Here is a 17,307-nt window from a genome sequence, read left to right as displayed (position 1 = left end):
TAATGTAGGCGCATAAAAGTTCACACACAATCCCTTACTCTTCCATCTCCTCGCGCAGCATCTCCAGTTCCAGCCACTCTTCCTCCAGCGCCGCCAGCGTGGCGCGCTCCTTGTCGAGGGCGGCGATGGTTTTCTGGAAGGAGGCCGGGTCGCGCTCGTAATAGGCCGGATCGGCGATGTTGTTCTCCAGCCTTGAGATCGAAGCCGTCACAGCCTCGATTTTCTTGGGCAGCGATTCCAGCGCGAATTTCTGTTTGAACGACAGATTCTTCGCCGGCCCCTTTGGCGCGGCCGCTTCACTTCTGGTCGTCACTGGCGCTTCGCCGTTTTCGGCCTTCGCACGCGCCTTGCGGTCGTCCAGCCTGGTGCCGCCGCGCTGCGCCAGCATGTCGGAGTAGCCGCCGGCATATTCGATCCAGCGGCCTTCACCATCCGGCGCGATCAGGCTGGTCACGGTGCGGTCGAGGAAATCGCGATCGTGGCTGACCAGGATGACGGTGCCGGCAAAGCCGGCGACCAGTTCCTGCAGCAGTTCCAGCGTCTCCATATCGAGATCGTTGGTCGGCTCGTCGAGCACCAGAAGGTTTGCCGGCCGCGCCAGCACCCGCGCCAGCAAGAGCCGTGCCCGTTCTCCGCCGGACAACTCGCGCACCGGCGTGCGTGCCTGCTCCGGCTTGAACAGGAAATCCTTCATGTAGGAGACGACGTGGCGCTGCTCGCCATTGATGACGAGGTTCTCGCCGCGCCCGTCGGTGAGATATTGCGCCAGCGTCTCCTGCGGGTCGACCGCCTCGCGCTTCTGGTCGAGCGTGGCGATCTCCAGATTGGTGCCGAGCCGCACCGAACCGGCGTCCGGCTTCATCTCGCCGGTCAGCATCTTCAAGAGCGTCGTCTTGCCGGCGCCGTTCGGCCCGACCAGGCCGACGCGATCGCCGCGCTGGATGCGGGTCGAAAGCCCCTTGACCACGGTGAGATCGCCAAAGCTCTTCTCGATGTTCTTCGCCTCGATCACCAGCTTGCCGGACTCGGCGGCGTCGCTCGCCACCATGGTCGCCGACCCTTCGGCACCGCGATGGCCGCGAAAACGCTGGCGCATGGTCTGCAACTCGCCGAGCCGGCGCATGTTTCGCTTGCGCCGCGCCGTCACGCCGTAGCGCAGCCAATGCTCTTCGCGAACGATCTGGCGGCCGAGTTTATGCTGCTCGCGCTCTTCTTCCTCCAGGACCAGGTCGCGCCATTCCTCGAAATGGCCAAAGCCCTTGTCCAGCCTGCGGGTCTGGCCGCGATCGAGCCAGATGGTGGCGCGCGACACACGTTCGAGAAAGCGGCGGTCGTGCGAGATGACGATCAGTGCCGAGGAGGTGCGGATGAGTTCTTCTTCCAGCCATTCGATGACCGAGAGGTCGAGATGGTTGGTCGGCTCATCGAGCAGCAGGATGTCTGGCTCCGGCGCCATCACGCGGGCAAGGGCAGCACGCCTCGCCTCGCCGCCCGACAGATCATTCGGACGTTCCTCACCCGACAGTCCGAGATGCTCCATCAGATAGCTGGCTCGGTAGGGATCGTCGGCGGGGCCAAGCCCGGCCTCGACATAGGCGCGGACGGTGGCAAAGCCCTCCATGTCCGGCATCTGCGGCAAATAGCGGATAGTTGCCGAAGGCTGGCGGAACACCTCGCCGTCCTGCGGCTCGATCAGGCCAGCGGCGATCTTCAGCAGGGTCGACTTGCCCGACCCGTTGCGGCCGACCAGTGCAATCTTGTCGCCGGCCGAAGCCGTCAAGGCGGCGCCGTCGAGCAGCGGCGTGCCGCCGAAGGTCAGTTTTATCCCGTCGAGGTTGAGAAGAGGCGGGGCCATGTCAGCTTTCAGGTAAGGGATAGGGATGAGCGAGCAGCATCGCGCGGCCATGGCCGAGCGCGATTTCGAGGCGGCCCCCGGTCTTGTCGGACTTGACCTCGTTGGAGATGGTCAGCGACGAACCGAACGCCACCTTGACGTGGTTCAGCGGCCATTTGGCGCCGGTGACGGTCAGGCCGGCGAGCTCGGAAAAGCCGAGCACCGAAAACAGCGTGCCATCGGCATAGTCGAAGCCGGCCGTTCCGCGCAGCAGCGGGATGCCTTCCTGGGCGCCGCTGGTCAGGAGCACATCAGTCCCGGCCTCGGCCAGCCGCAGGGCAAGCGCCAGATGCAGGAAAGCGTGGTCGGCGCGCTTGCCGCCGAAAGCACCTGCGAGCACCAGGCGGGTCGCGCCGCGCTCGAGTGCGGCGGCAATGGCCAGTTCGCCATCGGTCTGGTCCTTTTCCGCCGGGAAGGTCCGGCGCGGCACGGAAGCGAGATCGTCAGGCAGCTCGGCTGGCACGGAATCGAAATCGCCCACCCACAGTTCGGGCACGAGACCCAGCAGCCGCGCATGCCCGATGCCGGCGTCGGCGGCGATGACGCGGGAGCCTTCGGCCTGGCGGTCGAGCCGTGGCGTGCGGATGAGATCGCCGCCAAGCAGGATGGTGAATGTGCTCATATCGTGTGGCCCTTACCAGCCCGGCACGGGAAACGGAAGGCGGCAAACTCCCACTTGCATGGGGGATCGGCCCGGCCTATGTGTCGAAACGCTCTAACGGGGTGCCGGACGCGATCTTCGCGGACCGGCTGAGAGGCAGTCTCGCCAACCCGCTGAACCTGATCCGGTTTGTACCGGCGGAGGGATTAGACGTTTCGGACAGTCCGACGCCTCAATTCCTTTCAATTCGAACGAAGGAGGCGCCGATGCGCACGCATTTATACGCTCTAGTCTCAGCAATGGCCGTGGTCCTGTCCGGACCGGCCTTGGCCAAGGACAAACTCACCGTCTACACCTATGAGAGCTTTACCGCCGACTGGGGTCCGGGTCCCGTGGTGAAGAAGGAGTTCGAGGCCGAATGCGGCTGCGATGTCGAGTTCGTCTCGGTCGCCGACGGCGTCGCGCTGCTCAACCGCGTCAGATTGGAAGGCGCGTCGACCAAGGCCGATATCGTGCTTGGCCTCGACACCAATCTCACCGCCGATGCCAAGGCGTCAGGCTTGTTCGCGCCGCATGGCGGCGTAACTGATGTCAACGTGCCGGGTGGCTGGAGCGACGATACTTTTGTCCCCTTTGACTACGGATATTTCGCTGTCGTCTACGACTCCGAGAAGCTGAAGAACCCGCCGAAAAGCCTGAAAGAACTGGTCGAGGGCAGTGCCGATGACAAGATCGTCATCCAGGATCCGCGCACCTCCACGCCGGGCCTCGGTCTGCTTCTGTGGGTCAAGTCGGTCTATGGCGACAAGGCGCCCGAGGCCTGGGCCAAGCTCAAGGCGAAAGTGCTGACCGTGACGCCGGGCTGGAGCGAGGCCTATGGGCTGTTCACCAAGGGCGAGGCGCCGATGGTGCTGTCCTACACGACGTCGCCGGCCTACCACATGGTCGCCGAGAAGACAGAGCGCTATCAGGCAGCGTCGTTCGAGGAGGGCGAGTATTTGCAGATAGAAGTCGCGGGTATCACCACGGCGGGGGCCAAGAACCCGCTGGCGGCCAAGTTCATCGCCTTCATGACCGGGCCGAAATTCCAGGATGCCATCCCCGAGACCAACTGGATGTTCCCGGCCGGCAAGACCGACAAGCCGCTCAATCCGGCCTTCGACAAATTGGTCAAGCCGACCAAGACCTTGCTGTTCAGCCCCGACGAGGTCGCCGCCAACCGCAAGGCCTGGGTCGATGAGTGGCTGGCGGTGATGAGCAAGTAGGCTTGCGAGTTCTTTTGATGTTCGCGCCACTCCACCCCCCTCTGGCCTGCCGGCCATCTCCCCCTCAAGGGGGGAGATTGGCAGTGTCGTTGCTGGTTATAGTCCGGCAACGTTGGAGACTAGCGGAAGCATGGGTGACGGCCGATCTCCTCCCTGGAGGGGGAGAAGTCCGGCAGGACGGAGGGGGGCGCCAAGGAACGCAATCCTTTGTAATTGCCGCGATGGAAAGAATGGTGGTCCAGCGTGCAACGCGCGTCTGACCCCCGCATCACCGCTGGCACCCTCGCGCTCGCTGCAATCGCGCTGCTGATCGGCGGCGCGTTTGCTGGCCTGCTTTTCGAGGGCGCCCATGATTTCTCGGGCGCCTGGGCAACCTTCGATCCCTATCTGCTTCGCGTCATTCGCTTCACGCTCTGGCAAGCGGCGCTCTCGACGCTGCTTTCGGTCATCCCGGCGCTGTTCGTGGCGCGCGCTCTGTCGCGACATCCACGTTTCTTCGGTCGCGCCTTCATCCTGCAGATATTCGCCGTGCCGTTGGCGCTGCCGGCTATTGTCGCAGCACTCGGCATCCTGGCGCTTTATGGCCGTGCCGGCTATTTCGCCGGCGTGTTTGCTGTGATCGGCGGGGGAAGCTGGCCGGGCATCTATGGCCTGTCCGGCATCCTCGTCGCCCATGTCTTCTTCAACCTGCCGCTGGCGACGCGGCTGTTCCTCGAGGCGCTGCAGACCATACCGGCCGACCAATGGCGGTTGGCGAGCCAGCTCGGCATGGCGGCGCGGCCGGCGTTCCGGCTGATCGAATGGCCAACGCTGCGCGCCGCACTGCCCGGCGTCGCCGGGCTGGTGTTCATGCTCTGCATCACATCCTTCACCATCGTGCTGACGCTCGGCGGCGGGCCGGCCGCGACGACGCTTGAGGTCGGCATCTACCAGGCGCTGCGCTTCGATTTCGATCCCGCGCGGGCCGTTACACTGACGCTGTTGCAGATCGCCTTGACCTTTATCGTTGTGCTGGCCCTGACGCGCCTGGGCGCCAATGTGGTCGGCGACACCAATTTGCCGGTCGCGCAACGCCGCTATCTCTCGGTCAATCGGAGCGAGACCTGGTTGAACGCGCTAGTCATCATCCTGGCGCTGCTGTTCGTCGTTGGGCCGATGGCGGCAACCGTGGTGGCCGGGTTGGGTGCGGACCTCGGCCGTTTGGCCAGGGAGGCCACCGTCCGGCAGGCAACGCTGACCAGCGCAGCGCTCGCCTTCCTGTCGGCGCTGCTTTCGGTGATGCTGTCGCTGGCGCTGACCATGGCGCGGCGGGCACTGGCGCTGAACCGCCGTGCCGGCGCAAAGACACTGCTCGAACGCGCCACCGATACAGGCGCCGGTTTTGTCCTTGTCGTGCCGCCGACCGTCGTCGGCGCCGGCTGGTTCCTGTTGCTGCGCCATGCCGGCGATGTCTTTGCCATCGCCCCGGTCATGGTCGTCACCGTCAATGCGGTGATGGCGATGCCGTTCGCCCTGCGCGCCGTGCGTCCCGCCTATGATGCGGCGAGCGAGCGTCACGAACGGCTCTGCGCACTGCTCGGCATTGCGGGCTGGAACCGGCTGATGCTGGTCGACTGGCCGTCGCTGCGGCGACCGCTCGCCACGGCCTTCGCTTTCGCCATGGCGCTGTCGCTCGGCGATCTCGGTGTCATTGCCCTGTTCGGCAGTGATTCCGTGCAGACATTGCCCTACCTTCTTCTGGCACGGATGGGCAGCTACCGCACCGAGGATGCCGCCGGCCTGGCACTGCTGCTCGGCTTCGTCTGTCTCGCGTTGATCGTGGCGGCGCACTGGCTGGGAAGGGAGAAGGTCCGCGATGCGTGAGAGGGCGGCCAACAGGCTCGAAAAGGGCGCGCCGGTGCGGCTAGACAATGTGTCGTTCAGTTATGGCAGCTATGGCGATGCGCCACTTGTCTTCGACGTCGAGTTCGCCACGGCGAAGATCACCGCCATCATGGGCCCGAGCGGTTCGGGCAAGTCGACACTGCTCAATCTGGTCGCCGGCTTCGAGACCCCACAATCGGGCCGCGTGCTGATCGGCGGGGCCGATGTCAGCACCGAGCCGGCCTCGGCGCGGCCGGTGTCGATGGTGTTCCAGGAGAACAATCTCTTCGCGCATCTTTCCGTCGAGCAGAATGTCGGGCTCGGCCGCTCGCCCTCCCTGGGACTGACCGAGGCGGACCGCGCCGCGGTCGCCGAGGCGCTTGCGCGCACCGGTCTCGCGGGCAAGGAGAAACGCCTACCGCGCGAGCTCTCCGGGGGCGAACGCCAGCGCGTCGCACTGGCCCGCGTGCTGGTGCGCGACCGACCGGTGTTGCTGCTCGACGAGCCCTTTGCTTCGCTCGGACCCGCTTTGCGCGACGAGATGCTGGATCTGGTTGCTGCCGTTCATGCCGAACGCGCCATGACGGTGCTATTTGTCACCCACCAGCCCGAGGATGCACGCCGCATCGGCGAGCACATGGTGTTTGTCGACAATGGGTTGGTGGCCGCAACCGGCAAGGCTGATGATTTCTTTACCGGGGCTGGTCCGGAGGCGTTCCGGCGCTATATCGGCGCGGGTACTGGATATTCCACATCACGCGATGTTGCCCGGAAGCGGACATAATTTACGGTCAAACCGGCTCCAGGCGATGTGGCGTTTGCTTGCCATGACCGGGGGAGTGTGGCTAGGTCCGCCCTACCGGTCCGGCACAGGCCGTGATTTGCCTGCAGTATCCGCCGCCGCCCTAAGGGACGGGCACGGATGCTGCAGCAGTTTGAGATAGCGCATGACACGTTCCGAAGATCGCCCCCGATTTTCGTGGTCATGCGCCGGGACCCGAAAGGAAGCCGTTCTGGCGATCGGCGCTAACACATTGGGAATGAAACCGCTGGCGCGTTTTCTCGCGCTGGCCGGTTTTGCCGTGGCGTTGGCAAGCTGCCAGATGTTCACGCCGCCGGAAGTTCAGGAATCCGGCTTCCAGCCTTCCGACAAGCCGATCACGGTGGACAATGTCGGCGCCAACAACAAGCTCGCCGAATTGGCCAAGGCGCAGCACCCGCGCATCCTGGCGACTTATGGCGGTGAATATTCCGACCCCAAGCTCGAACGCATGGTCGCCAAGGTGGTCGGTAGTTTGACGGTGGTGTCCGCCAACCCGACACAGACCTATCGCATCACCATTTTAAATTCGCCCAACGTCAACGCATTCGCGCTGCCGGGCGGCTATCTCTACATCACCCGCGGCCTCCTGGCGCTGGCCAATGATTCGGCCGAGCTTGCCGCCGTCATCGCGCATGAGATGGGCCACGTCACCGCCAATCACGGCCTGCAGCGCCAGCAACTGGAGGCCGAGGAAGGCCTGGCCACCAAGGTGGTTTCGGACGTGCTCGGCGACAGCCCAACCGCCAAGGCGGCGTTGATCCGCGGCAAGCTGAGGCTGGCGCAATTTTCGCGCAACCAGGAGCTGGAAGCCGACGCCATCGGCATCAAATCGATCGGCGAGGCCGGCTACGATCCTTTCGCCGCAGGCCGCTTCCTTCAATCGATGTCGGCCTATACCGATTTCCGCTCGATCAGTGGCGCCACCGACGCCAGCCTGGACTTCCTGGCCACGCACCCAAACACGCCGCAGCGCATCGATCTGGCGCAGCGCCATGCCCGCCAGTTCGGCGCGCCGGGCGTCGGCACGCGCGACCGCGATTCCTTCCTCGCCGGCATAGACGGCCTGCTCTATGGCGACACACCCGAGGAAGGCTATGTGCGCGGCGAAACCTTCCTGCACCCGGGCCTCGGCGTGTCGTTCACGGTGCCGGACGGCTTCATCATCGACAATTCGGCGGCAGCGGTGACGGCCACCGGCCCCGGCGACATAGCGATCCGTTTCGATGGCGTTTCCATCGACAAGAACCGGGCGCTGACGGACTATATCCGCAGCGGCTGGGTGGCTGGTCTCGTCGACAGCAGCGTCAAGCAGGAAACCATCAACGGCAATGAGGCGGCGACCGCGCATGCCGGCGCCGAAGGCTGGCAGTTCGACATTGCGGTCATCCGCGCCGGCGGCCAGGTCTACCGGCTGCTGACCGCGGCCCCTTCCGCCAGCACGTCGCTGGACACGATCGCCCGCTCGGTCAGCGGCTCGTTCCGGATTTTGAGCGCTGCCGAAAAGGCGGCGCTGAAGCCGCTGCACATCCGCGTCGTCACCGTCCAGCCTGGGCAGACGATGGGTTCGCTTTCGGCGCAGATGGTCGGCGTCGACCGCAAGCTCGACCTGTTCCGCGTGCTCAATGCGCTGTCGCCGGGTGCCGCCGTTTCGGCCGGCGACAAGGTCAAGATCGTCACCGACAAGTAGGCGCCGCTGGACGCCTGCCGCCGTTCCGGCGGCAGTCGCCATGAACTCCGGATTCTGCTTCACCAATGCGACCTTGAGCTTTTCCATGGCGCGGGCCTCGATCTGGCGGACGCGTTCCTTGGAGATGCCGAGCGTTTCGCCGAGCGCTTCGAGTGTGGCGCCCTCGTCGTTCAGCCGCCGTTCCTCGATGATCCTCAGTTCCCGTGCGTTGAGCGCGCGAAGCGCCTCCCTCAGCCAGAGCGAGCGGCGCGCGACATCGATCTTGTCGCCGACGATCTCGTCGGGCAGCGGATCGTCCGAAATCAGGAAATCCATGCGCTCGGTCGAACCCGCATCGTCGGCAATAGGCATGTTGAGCGAGGAGTCGGGCGCCGAGAGCCGCGAATCCATCATCGCCACATCGGCTTCGGAGACGCCAAGCGCCTCCGACACCTCGCGATAGAGCGTGGCGTTGGAGAGCGGCTCCGTGCCATTCGCCAACCGCGCGCGCAGGCGTCGCAAATTGAAGAACAGCGCCTTCTGGGCCGAGCTGGTGCCACCACGCACGATAGACCAGTTGCGCAGGATATAGTCCTGCATCGAGGCGCGAATCCACCATGTCGCATAGGTCGAGAACCGCACCTCGCGCTCCGGCTCGAAGCGGGCGGCGGCCTCGAGCAGTCCGACATGACCCTCCTGAACCAGGTCGCCGAGCGGCAGGCCGTAATGGCGGAATTTGGAGGCCATGGAAATGACCAGCCGCATATGGGCGACGGTGATGCTGTGCAGCGCGTTCTGGTCGTTGTCCTCTTTCCAGAGCAATGCAAGCCGATGCTCTTCGTCACGCTCGAGGTAGGGAGCCTTCATTGCCGCGCGGACCATGATCCGTCCTGCCGTGTCTTCCATCATGAGGCGCTCCCTGGGTGGTGCGGATGACTTTGCAAACTTGGCTGGCGCCCGGGTTGAAATGGCGGCGTCGTGCCCTACAACAGCCAGAACTGCCATGCGCGGGAAAGGTTCCGCGACCGTGGCGGCGGGATTGTGTTGCCTGAAGGATTCCCAGGACGGTTCGTGATGGCTGCGATGACGAGCAGAAAGTTCCAGTTGGAGAACTGGGTTTCATAAATCGGTTGTTTTTGAAATTCTGTTCCTTATTTTTTCGGCTTGCATCTGTCAGTTTCCAGCGCTCACAAATATGCCGGCCAGCCGGCCAAGGACGGGATCACAGAAAAATGAAATGGCTCAAGTCGCTCATTATCGCCGGAACGCTGCAGGCCCTGGCTGTCACTGCAGGCCATGCCGGCCCCAATCTCGACCAGATCAAGCACGCCGGTGTCATCAAGGTCGGCACGGAAGGCACCTATGCGCCGTTCACCTACCATGACACGTCCGGTGCACTGGTCGGCTTCGACGTCGAAATCGCCAAGGCGATCGCCGACAAGCTTGGCGTCAAGGCCGAGTTCCTCGAAGGCAAGTGGGATGGACTGATCGCCGGCCTCGACGCCAATCGCTACGATGCCGTTATCAATCAGGTCGGCATCACCGACGCCCGCAAGGCAAAGTACGACTTCTCCGATCCCTACATCGCCTCTAAGGCGGTGCTGATCGTGCGCGGCGACAACACCGACATCAAGAGCTTCGCCGATCTCAAGGGCAAGAAGTCGGCGCAGTCGCTGACCTCGAATTTCGGCAAGCTGGCCGAAACGAACGGCGCCGAACTGGTCGGCACCGATGGCTTCGACCAGTCGATCCAGCTGCTTCTGACCGGCCGCGCCGACGCCACGATCAATGACAGTCTGTCGTTCCTCGACTTCAAGAAGCACAAGCCCGACGCCAATGTGAGGATCGCCGCGCAAGAGGAAAACGCCGACTATTCCGGCGTCATCGTGCGCAAGGGCGACCCGGAGCTGGTCGCCGCGATCAACAAGGCGCTGGCCGATATCAAGGCCGACGGCACCTACAAGAAGATCTCCGACACCTATTTCGGCCAGGACGTTTCGAAGTAATCCGGGAGGCGGGCCGGTCCGCCGCCCATGAGACTATCGAGCGGCGAGCCGTCTTTGACGGCCCGCCGCTTTTGTCGTGATATGGCCGACGCATTCTTGCTTTGACCAAGCTGCTTCGACCAATCTGGAGGGTCTTACGTGCCGCACTGGCTGCAACTGATGCTGGAGTCGCTGCCTTCGCTCCTGTGGGCGGCGCTGATCTTCACCGTGCCGCTGACGCTATTGTCCTTTGCTCTCGGCTTGACGGTCGGCCTGGGTGCTGCACTCGCCCGGCTGTTCGGCCCCAAGCCGCTGGTCGCGCTGGTGCGCTTCTATGTCTGGATCTTCCGCGGTACGCCGCTCCTGGTGCAGCTGTTCCTCATCTTCTACGGCCTGCCGTCGGTCGGGATCCTGCTCGACGCCTTCACGGCGGCGCTGATCGGCTTTACCTTGAACATCGGCGCCTACACGTCGGAAATCATTCGCGCGGCAATAGGCTCGGTGCCGAAAGGCCAGTGGGAAGCCGCCTATTCGATCGGCATGACCTGGGGCCAGGCGATGCGGCGCACCATTCTGCCGCAAGCCGGCCGGGTCGCGGTGCCGCCGCTCTCCAACACCTTCATCTCGCTGGTCAAGGACACGTCGCTGGCCGCCGCCATCACCGTGCCGGAGATGTTCCAGGCGGCGCAGCGCATCGTCGCCACCACCTATGAGCCGCTGATCCTCTATGTCGAGGCGGCGATCCTTTATCTGGCGCTGAGTTCGGTGCTGTCGGCCTTGCAGACGCGGCTGGAGATCCGGCTCAACCGCTATGGCGGCTTCCTGGAGGCACGCTCATGATCGGCCTCAGCAACATCGAAAAGCGCTTCGGCGACAATCTCGTGTTGAAGGGGGTGACGGTCACCATTGCCGAAGGCAGCGTCACGGCGCTGGTCGGACCTTCGGGCGGGGGGAAGAGCACCCTGCTGCGCTGCATCAACCTCCTGGAAATCCCGACCTCGGGCACGGTGCGGATCGGCGACGAGACGCTCGAATTCCACCTCGGCGGCAGGGTTCCGGCCAGGGATATCCAGCGCCTGCGGCTGCAGACCGGCATGGTGTTCCAGAATTTTCAACTGTTTCCGCATCGCACCGCGATCGAGAATGTCATGGAAGGGCTGGTGACGGTGCTGAGGTGGCCGCCTGAGAGGGCACGCGAGCGGGCGCTGGCTTTGCTGGAGAAGGTGGGGATGGCGCACAAGGCCGACGCTTGGCCAGCGACCTTGTCGGGCGGCCAGCAGCAGCGCGTGGCGATCGCCCGCGCGTTGGCGCCGTCACCGAAAGTGCTGCTCTGCGACGAGCCGACTTCGGCGCTCGACCCGGAGCTGGCGCAAGAGGTGGTCGACGTGCTCGGCAAGCTCGCCAGCGAAGGCACGACCATGGTGATGGCGACGCATGATCTGCGCCTCGCCTCCAAGATCGCCCAGGAAGTGGTGTTCCTCGATGCCGGTGTCGTCGTCGAGAAGGGACCGGCCGCGGTGCTGTTCAACAATCCGGAGCAGCAGCGGACCAAGCGCTTCATTGCGACGCTGAAGCAGGAGGCTGAGAAGGAAGGCGGCGGCGCGTAAGCGCGCGGCCCAGAGTGTGTTGAATTCGGGTGATGGCCCCTGAAGGGGCGCCGGTTTCCGGGATATGTTGCCGGATGCGCGAGCAGGCCGTCAGCCGCCCTCCGGTATACTGCCCTTGCTGTCGGCAGCCGCTAAAATTTCACAGTCGGCTCTCCCCTGAAGCCGCGGCTTTTCATTTGCAGGTTCAGATATGATGGCTGACGAGCGCCACGCCAAGTCCGATGAGGATCGAACCGCATGTCTTGGGGATCACCCATCCGGCGCCGCCGCCAGTGAACCGGCCAACGGCGAGCGAGGCGATGCCGACCGCCGCCAGGTCGGCCATCGAGAAGATGAGATTGACGACGATGCCGAGGATGAGGAATTGCAACCCTACGGCAAGGGCGGCTGACGGATCCACGAACTGCGGCAGGAAGGTCAGGAAGAACAGTGCCGTCTTGGGATTGAGGATCTCGACGACCATGCTGTCGCGAAATGTGTTCGGGGCCGGCCTGGCACCGTCCTCGCCCATCCGGTTCCAGCCCAGGAACATGGCAAGGCCCAGCGAAATGAGATATGTGGCGCCCGCCACTCGGATCATCGAGAAAGCGACCGGCGCGTGTTCCATCAGTGCGGCGAGTCCGACCGCCGCGGCCAGGATGTGCACGTAACAGCCGAGATGAACACCCAGTGCCGCCATCAATCCCGCCTGACGGCCATGGGCTAGCGTTTGCGCGGTCATGTAGAGAATCGCCGGCCCTGGCATGCAGGCGAAGGCGAGCGTTGCGAGGGCGAACGGAATCCAAAGATCCAGCGACGGCATGACGGCTCCTCCCATGTGATCAAGCCGTGGGAGGAGTAGGCTGGGGGTCAGGCCGAAAACATACGGCAGATGCCGTATTTGGATCGTGATCGGGCTTGGCTAATCTGCCGATGGTTAAGGGGACGTTGCGGGGTTGCCCATCGTCGCGGCTGTGATGTCAGCCGGCGGGCAATCCCAGACGAACCGCGTAGACGGTTAGTTCGGCGGTGTTGTGGAGATTGAGCTTGCCCATCAGGTTTTCGCGATGCTTGCGAGCGGTCGGCAGGCTGATCCCCAACCGTTCGGCGATGTCGCGCGTGATCATGCCTTGCGCCACCAGTTGAAGGATCTGCCGTTCGCGCCGCGTCAGCGGCACCGGGGAGAGGATTTCCTGTGCGGCTATCGGCTCGCTGCCCCTGCCCATATCGCTGACGGCGAAGCGAACGGTTTTCGCCAGATAGGTGCCTCCGTTCTTGACCGCTTCGATGGCGACGCCAAGTTCCTCGGGATCGCCGTCCTTGGTCAGGTAGGCGTTGGCGCCGGCACTGAGCGCGGCGCGCACCGTCCTCGGCTCGATATTGGCCGTCAGCACCACGATCCGCAGGCGTGGCGCCAAGGTCCTGATGGTGGCGATGAACTGCATCCCGGCGACACCTGGCATGCCGAGGTCGAGGATCAAAAGGTCGGCGCGCGTGCTTCGCAGCTGGCCAAGCAGCGCCTCGCCATCCGCAGCCTCGGCGACGACCGAGACATTGTCCATTGCCGAGATGAGCAGCTTCAGCCCCTCGCGCACGATGGCATGGTCGTCGGCGAGTATGGCGGTGAGCGGGCGATTCATCAGGGCACCATCCAGGACTGCAGCGGCGTATATGGATCGATCGCCAATCTATGCGAAACAGGTTGCCGGTAGATCAACGGTACCGGAGAAGACCGCCCGGAGAATACTTGGGGCAATTGGAGGGCTTCGATGCAGGAAGACAAGATACGCCAGGCCCTGATCGAACTCCTGTATCGCAATTCCTACGGCGTGGTCATCTCCAACATCGTGATCTCGATGGCGGCGGTCTATGTGCTGAGAACGGCCGTTTCCATCAATTGGCTGATCGGCTGGCTAGCGGCGCTGTATCTGCTGACGGCTATCCGGGTGCTGGCGTCGCGCCGTTTTTTCAGCCGCGCCCGGGATCGCCACTCGATCTTGCGCTGGGCATGGCTGGCTACGGCGTTTTCCTGCATGTCGGGCCTTCTGTGGGGTGTGCTTGGCTGGGTCGGCTTCATGCCCGAGGCGCCGATCGTGCTGTCCTTCACGGTCATTGTCCTGACTGGTCTCGTCTGCGGCACGGTGCCGTCTCTGTCGGCCTTTCCGCCGGCGCTGGTTGGATCCATCCTGGCAACGGTGGTGCCGGTCGCCCTTCGCTGCCTGACCACCCAAAGCGATATTTCCGGCGCCTTCCTGTTCCTGCTCGCATCGCTGGTGGCGATCAATTTCTACTACTGCCGTATCACCTACCGCATGCTGCGCGAAACCGTCAGCCTGCGATTGGAGAACGAAACGCTGGTCGAGCATCTGCAAGAGGAACGCGACAGGGCGCAGACCGCCGACCGTGCCAAGACGCGTTTTCTGGCGGCGGCGAGTCACGATCTGCGCCAACCGATCCATGCCCTGAGCCTGCTGGTCTCGACGCTTGCCGTTTTGGGGCAGCGCGGCGACGTACCCTCCGGCGAGGCGCGCGACCTGGCCAGCCGAGCGAAATCGGTTGTCAGCAACTTCAGTGGGCTGCTCAACGCTTTGCTCGATATCTCCCGGCTCGATGCGGGCATCGTCACGGCCGCGAGCGAGGCGGTGCCGCTGCGCGACCTCTTTGGTGATCTTCGCAATGAATTCGCCGCCGAGGCGAAACAGCGCGGACTTAGGTGGCGCGTGGTCGACAGCGGCCTCTACGTCGACAGCGACCCGATGATGCTGAAGCGCATTCTCAACAACCTGGTGTCGAATGCCTTTCGCTACACCAAGCAAGGTGGTGTCCTGCTGGGCTGTCGCCGGCGCGGCGCATGTGTGGAGATACAGGTCCTGGACAATCGGCCCCGGCATCCCCGCCGATCAGCAGGGGATGGTCTTCGAGGAGTTCGTGCAGTTGCAGAACCCGGCGCGGGACCGCACGCAAGGCCTGGGACTCGGGCTCGCCATCGTTCGCCGCACCGCCGAACTGTTGCGGCACCCCCTGAAATTGGCTTCGACATCCGGACGCGGTTCCCTGTTTTCCATCACCGTCGCGAAGGCCGGCGCGGTGCAAGCTCGCTTAGCGGTCGACACGACATCGCCGGCCAGCAGTACCGCGGGCATCATCGTGGTCGAGGACGAGGGCGATGTTCTCGATGCCATGGTGCGCTTGCTCGGCCTGGAGGGACATCGTGTCTATCCCGGCCGCTCCGCCGGAGAGGCGCGGAAGGCCCATGCGGCGGCGCTGGCTGCCGGCGATGCGCCGGTCGACCTGATCATCGCAGACTACCGTCTCGAGAATGACACCACCGGCACCGACGCGATCCGTGCGCTTCACGCCCATATCGGCCGCGTTGTCCCGACCATCATCATCACCGGCGATACCTCGCCTTCGCGCCTCAAGGAGATCAGCGCCAGCGGCAGCCGCATCCTGCACAAGCCGATCGCCGACGAGGAATTGCGCGAAACCATTGCTGCGGTCTGCTTTGCTGGCAAGGCGACAAGTGGGGACAAACGTTAACCGAAAACGCGCGCTGGACGGCCCGGAGCGCGCCAGCAAGCCGCGATGCAGCACGCTGGTGCGCAGTACATCATCAACATCGAAGCCGCCGCCCGAAAGCAAAAGAGGCCCCGGTCAAACCGGAGCCTCCAATCGTTTCAGGCAGGATCTCTCGAATCAAAGGCGAGAAGGATCAGGCAGCTTCTTCCTGCTCGGCCTCTTCATTGTCGGCCTTGGCGCCACGCTTAGGGCCCTTGTTGAGGTTGACCTCGATCAAGCGCACGGCTTCGGTTTCCGACATGCGATTGACGGCCGCGATCTCGCGGGCCATGCGGTCGAGCGCCGCCTCATAGAGCTGGCGCTCGGAATAGGACTGCTCCGGCTGGTTGTCGGCGCGGTAGAGGTCGCGCACGACTTCCGAGATCGAGATCAGGTCGCCCGAATTGATCTTCGCATCATATTCCTGGGCGCGGCGCGACCACATGGTGCGCTTGACGCGGGCGCGGCCCTGCACGACCTTCAGCGCGCGCTCGACATAATCCTCTTCCGACAGCTTGCGCATGCCGATGGAGGTCGCCTTGGCAACCGGAACCTTCAGGCGCATCTTGTCCTTCGAGAAGTCGATGACGAACAGTTCCAGCTTGTGTCCAGCAACTTCCTGCTCGTCGATCGAGACGATCTGGCCGACGCCGTGCGCCGGGTAGACGATGTATTCGCCGGTCTTGAAACCGTGACGCGCAGCGGTGGACTTCTTCTGCGGGGTGATCGTTGCCATTACGCCCTGAACTCCTTGTTGTGGCACCGGCGTCCTGCCGGTCCGAACTCGCGCGATCGGGGAAGCCGATCGTTAGCCGCACAACAGATGAACCCATCGGAAAAGCCGGACCGGCAAACGCGACATTGCGACCGCCTGGCCCAGATCGCTCTGGTCCGAATGGGATTTTCACCTTTCAGTGATTTGGGGCGTCTGCGCCATAAATCGACGTTGTGTCACCGGCATGTTTCGCTGATGTAACACAAAAAGTCGTAAGAATCAAGGTTTTGCTGCACAAGCGAAGGCCACAGGCCAGCGCCGCCTGTCAAGCCGGTTAATGCGACGTGCCTCTTACCCAGCGTAATACCGGCCTTTGCGGCCGTGTTGTCAATCGCCTTCGCCGGGCTCTGCCGAGAAGTATTTCTCGAACTTGCCGGCCTCGCCGTCGAAGGATTTGGCGTCGGCCGGCGGTTCCTTCTTGGCGGTGATGTTGGGCCATTTGTCGGCGTATTCGGTGTTGACCTGCAGCCATTTGTCGAGGCCGGGTTCGGTGTCAGGCTTGATCGCGTCGGCCGGGCATTCCGGCTCGCAAACGCCGCAGTCGATGCACTCGTCGGGATGGATGACGAGCATGTTCTCGCCTTCGTAGAAACAGTCGACCGGACAGACTTCGATGCAGTCCATGTATTTGCATTTGATGCAATTGTCGGTCACGACATAGGTCATCGGTCGGCTCCGGGACGTCCCATTTTGTTGGGCTTTTTCCGTCAGGTAACGCCTTTGTCGACCGCTTGCAAGGGTAGCCATTGCGGACGGTGCCGGTGTTTCCGGAATGGAATTCCAGACTGCAGGCCCGGCGGAAGTCAGTCATGTCCCGCAGAGCGTCTGTTTGCCGGGCTCAGTTCTCGTCTCAGGCGTGCCGTTGTCCCAAAACCGCTGCGTGTTTTTGGACGCCAGGCATCAGTCTTCGCCGAGCAATCGGTCGGTCTGGCGACGTTCCTTCTTGGTCGGGCGGCCGCTGCCGGCCTCGCGCAGCCCCGGAATTGCATCGGGAGGGGCTTCGCCCTTCGGTGCGGGCGGTGGCGACATATCCTCGTAGAGCGTACGGGCCTCCTCGGCCGGGCCGCGCCGCGTACCGGCGCCGAGCACCTTCCAGATGAAGATGCGGCGCTCGAGCGTGATGGTCAGGACGTCGCCTGGCTTGACCTGATCGGAGGCCTGCGCTGCTTTGTCGCGATTGATGCGAACGCGGCCGGCGACGACCAGTTTTGCCGCCAGCGAGCGCGATTTCACGGCGCGTGAGAAGAACAGCCATTTGTCGATGCGCTGGCGGCCTTCGGCAACCATCGAA

At 63.7% G+C, this 17,307-nt stretch carries 15 protein-coding genes, 2 pseudogenes and 1 riboswitch; of the genes and pseudogenes, 9 read left to right on the top strand and 8 right to left on the bottom strand.

The window, feature by feature from the left end; all coding sequences use genetic code 11:
* Positions 1-34 precede the first annotated feature (34 nt).
* A complete protein-coding gene (locus NKH06_RS15270; protein ID WP_352893362.1) occupies positions 35-1,855 on the bottom strand; it encodes an ABC-F family ATP-binding cassette domain-containing protein in 1,821 nt (606 codons plus the stop codon).
* Between the two features lies 1 nt (position 1,856).
* Positions 1,857-2,516: a thiamine diphosphokinase gene (locus NKH06_RS15265; RefSeq protein WP_352440955.1), complete on the bottom strand. Its 660-nt coding sequence runs from the start codon at positions 2,514-2,516 to the stop codon at positions 1,857-1,859.
* 87 nt (positions 2,517-2,603) lie between these two features.
* A riboswitch (TPP riboswitch) is annotated at positions 2,604-2,718 on the top strand.
* 43 nt (positions 2,719-2,761) lie between these two features.
* Here NKH06_RS15265 and thiB point away from each other — a divergent pair.
* The 4 genes from thiB (at position 2,762) to NKH06_RS15245 (ending at position 8,133) form a co-directional block, all read left to right on the top strand.
* Complete coding sequence (gene thiB, locus NKH06_RS15260; RefSeq protein ID WP_127297428.1) at positions 2,762-3,760, top strand: thiamine ABC transporter substrate binding subunit; 999 nt, start codon at positions 2,762-2,764, stop codon at positions 3,758-3,760.
* A gap of 243 nt (positions 3,761-4,003) precedes the next feature.
* Positions 4,004-5,623 carry a thiamine/thiamine pyrophosphate ABC transporter permease gene (thiP, locus tag NKH06_RS15255; protein WP_352440954.1) on the top strand — a complete coding sequence of 540 codons (1,620 nt, stop codon included), beginning with the start codon at positions 4,004-4,006 and terminating at the stop codon, positions 5,621-5,623.
* On the top strand, positions 5,616-6,407 hold the full coding sequence (gene thiQ / locus NKH06_RS15250; protein WP_352440953.1) for a thiamine ABC transporter ATP-binding protein: 792 nt from the start codon (positions 5,616-5,618) through the stop codon (positions 6,405-6,407). Before thiP ends, thiQ begins: the two co-directional genes overlap by 8 nt.
* 256 nt (positions 6,408-6,663) lie before the next feature.
* Complete coding sequence (locus NKH06_RS15245; protein WP_127267258.1) at positions 6,664-8,133, top strand: M48 family metalloprotease; 1,470 nt, start codon at positions 6,664-6,666, stop codon at positions 8,131-8,133.
* A gap of 27 nt (positions 8,134-8,160) precedes the next feature.
* Here the strand turns inward: NKH06_RS15245 and NKH06_RS15240 are convergent.
* Positions 8,161-9,021: pseudogene (locus NKH06_RS15240) on the bottom strand (RNA polymerase factor sigma-32); the annotation flags it as partial.
* A gap of 323 nt (positions 9,022-9,344) precedes the next feature.
* Between NKH06_RS15240 and NKH06_RS15235 the strand changes: the two are divergent.
* The 3 genes from NKH06_RS15235 to NKH06_RS15225 all read left to right on the top strand — a co-directional run bounded on the left by NKH06_RS15235 (position 9,345) and on the right by NKH06_RS15225 (position 11,704).
* On the top strand, positions 9,345-10,118 hold the full coding sequence (locus tag NKH06_RS15235) for an amino acid ABC transporter substrate-binding protein (protein WP_023814302.1): 774 nt from the start codon (positions 9,345-9,347) through the stop codon (positions 10,116-10,118).
* A gap of 138 nt (positions 10,119-10,256) precedes the next feature.
* Positions 10,257-10,937, top strand: a complete 681-nt coding sequence (locus tag NKH06_RS15230; RefSeq protein WP_031213968.1) for an amino acid ABC transporter permease — start codon at positions 10,257-10,259, stop codon at positions 10,935-10,937.
* Entirely contained in the window at positions 10,934-11,704 is a 771-nt protein-coding gene (locus NKH06_RS15225; RefSeq protein ID WP_352440952.1) for an amino acid ABC transporter ATP-binding protein, read from the top strand. The genes NKH06_RS15230 and NKH06_RS15225 overlap by 4 nt, the downstream gene beginning before the upstream one ends.
* A gap of 184 nt (positions 11,705-11,888) precedes the next feature.
* On the opposite strand, the gene NKH06_RS15220 is transcribed toward NKH06_RS15225, so the two are convergent.
* Together NKH06_RS15220 and NKH06_RS15215 are read right to left on the bottom strand one after the other, a co-directional pair.
* Entirely contained in the window at positions 11,889-12,506 is a 618-nt protein-coding gene (locus NKH06_RS15220) for a LysE family translocator (protein ID WP_352440950.1), read from the bottom strand.
* A 157-nt stretch (positions 12,507-12,663) separates the two neighbouring features.
* Positions 12,664-13,323, bottom strand: coding sequence for a response regulator (locus tag NKH06_RS15215; protein ID WP_352440949.1), 660 nt, complete (start codon positions 13,321-13,323; stop codon positions 12,664-12,666).
* 129 nt (positions 13,324-13,452) lie between these two features.
* Between NKH06_RS15215 and NKH06_RS15210 the strand changes: the two are divergent.
* Together NKH06_RS15210 and NKH06_RS15205 are read left to right on the top strand one after the other, a co-directional pair.
* A pseudogene (locus tag NKH06_RS15210) lies at positions 13,453-14,241 on the top strand (hybrid sensor histidine kinase/response regulator); the annotation flags it as partial.
* Positions 14,242-14,476: 235 nt separating this feature from the next.
* The gene (locus tag NKH06_RS15205; protein ID WP_352441037.1) at positions 14,477-15,223 is read left to right on the top strand and encodes an ATP-binding response regulator; all 747 of its coding nucleotides are present in this window, start codon (positions 14,477-14,479) and stop codon (positions 15,221-15,223) included.
* A 172-nt stretch (positions 15,224-15,395) separates the two neighbouring features.
* Here the strand turns inward: NKH06_RS15205 and NKH06_RS15200 are convergent, their stop codons facing one another.
* From NKH06_RS15200 to NKH06_RS15190, 3 genes are all read right to left on the bottom strand, one after another.
* Positions 15,396-15,977, bottom strand: a complete 582-nt coding sequence (locus tag NKH06_RS15200; RefSeq protein ID WP_013529179.1) for a CarD family transcriptional regulator — start codon at positions 15,975-15,977, stop codon at positions 15,396-15,398.
* A gap of 366 nt (positions 15,978-16,343) precedes the next feature.
* Positions 16,344-16,682, bottom strand: a complete 339-nt coding sequence (gene fdxA / locus NKH06_RS15195) for a ferredoxin FdxA (protein ID WP_023699302.1) — start codon at positions 16,680-16,682, stop codon at positions 16,344-16,346.
* A 234-nt stretch (positions 16,683-16,916) separates the two neighbouring features.
* Positions 16,917-17,303, bottom strand: coding sequence for an RNA-binding S4 domain-containing protein (locus NKH06_RS15190; RefSeq protein WP_127297242.1), 387 nt, complete (start codon positions 17,301-17,303; stop codon positions 16,917-16,919).
* Positions 17,304-17,307: the final 4 nt, after the last annotated feature.

The organism is Mesorhizobium sp. M1342, assembly GCF_040317955.1.
GTDB lineage: Bacteria > Pseudomonadota > Alphaproteobacteria > Rhizobiales > Rhizobiaceae > Mesorhizobium.
Note: the sequence above shows the minus strand (reverse complement) of the source record. Positions and strands in the feature narration are given on the sequence as shown.

What these genes read in the sequence shown, in the direction of transcription:
- NKH06_RS15270 (WP_352893362.1), bottom strand. Translation starts at nt 1,855, where the DNA reads ATGGCCCCGCCTCTTCTCAACCTCGACGGGATAAAACTGACCTTCGGC.
- NKH06_RS15265 (WP_352440955.1), bottom strand. Translation starts at nt 2,516, where the DNA reads ATGAGCACATTCACCATCCTGCTTGGCGGCGATCTCATCCGCACGCCA.
- thiB (WP_127297428.1), top strand. Translation starts at nt 2,762, where the DNA reads ATGCGCACGCATTTATACGCTCTAGTCTCAGCAATGGCCGTGGTCCTG.
- thiQ (WP_352440953.1), top strand. Translation starts at nt 5,616, where the DNA reads ATGCGTGAGAGGGCGGCCAACAGGCTCGAAAAGGGCGCGCCGGTGCGG.
- NKH06_RS15245 (WP_127267258.1), top strand. Translation starts at nt 6,664, where the DNA reads ATGAAACCGCTGGCGCGTTTTCTCGCGCTGGCCGGTTTTGCCGTGGCG.
- NKH06_RS15235 (WP_023814302.1), top strand. Translation starts at nt 9,345, where the DNA reads ATGAAATGGCTCAAGTCGCTCATTATCGCCGGAACGCTGCAGGCCCTG.
- NKH06_RS15225 (WP_352440952.1), top strand. Translation starts at nt 10,934, where the DNA reads ATGATCGGCCTCAGCAACATCGAAAAGCGCTTCGGCGACAATCTCGTG.
- NKH06_RS15220 (WP_352440950.1), bottom strand. Translation starts at nt 12,506, where the DNA reads ATGCCGTCGCTGGATCTTTGGATTCCGTTCGCCCTCGCAACGCTCGCC.
- NKH06_RS15215 (WP_352440949.1), bottom strand. Translation starts at nt 13,323, where the DNA reads ATGAATCGCCCGCTCACCGCCATACTCGCCGACGACCATGCCATCGTG.
- NKH06_RS15205 (WP_352441037.1), top strand. Translation starts at nt 14,477, where the DNA reads ATGCCTTTCGCTACACCAAGCAAGGTGGTGTCCTGCTGGGCTGTCGCC.
- NKH06_RS15200 (WP_013529179.1), bottom strand. Translation starts at nt 15,977, where the DNA reads ATGGCAACGATCACCCCGCAGAAGAAGTCCACCGCTGCGCGTCACGGT.
- fdxA (WP_023699302.1), bottom strand. Translation starts at nt 16,682, where the DNA reads ATGACCTATGTCGTGACCGACAATTGCATCAAATGCAAATACATGGAC.
- NKH06_RS15190 (WP_127297242.1), bottom strand. Translation starts at nt 17,303, where the DNA reads ATGGTTGCCGAAGGCCGCCAGCGCATCGACAAATGGCTGTTCTTCTCA.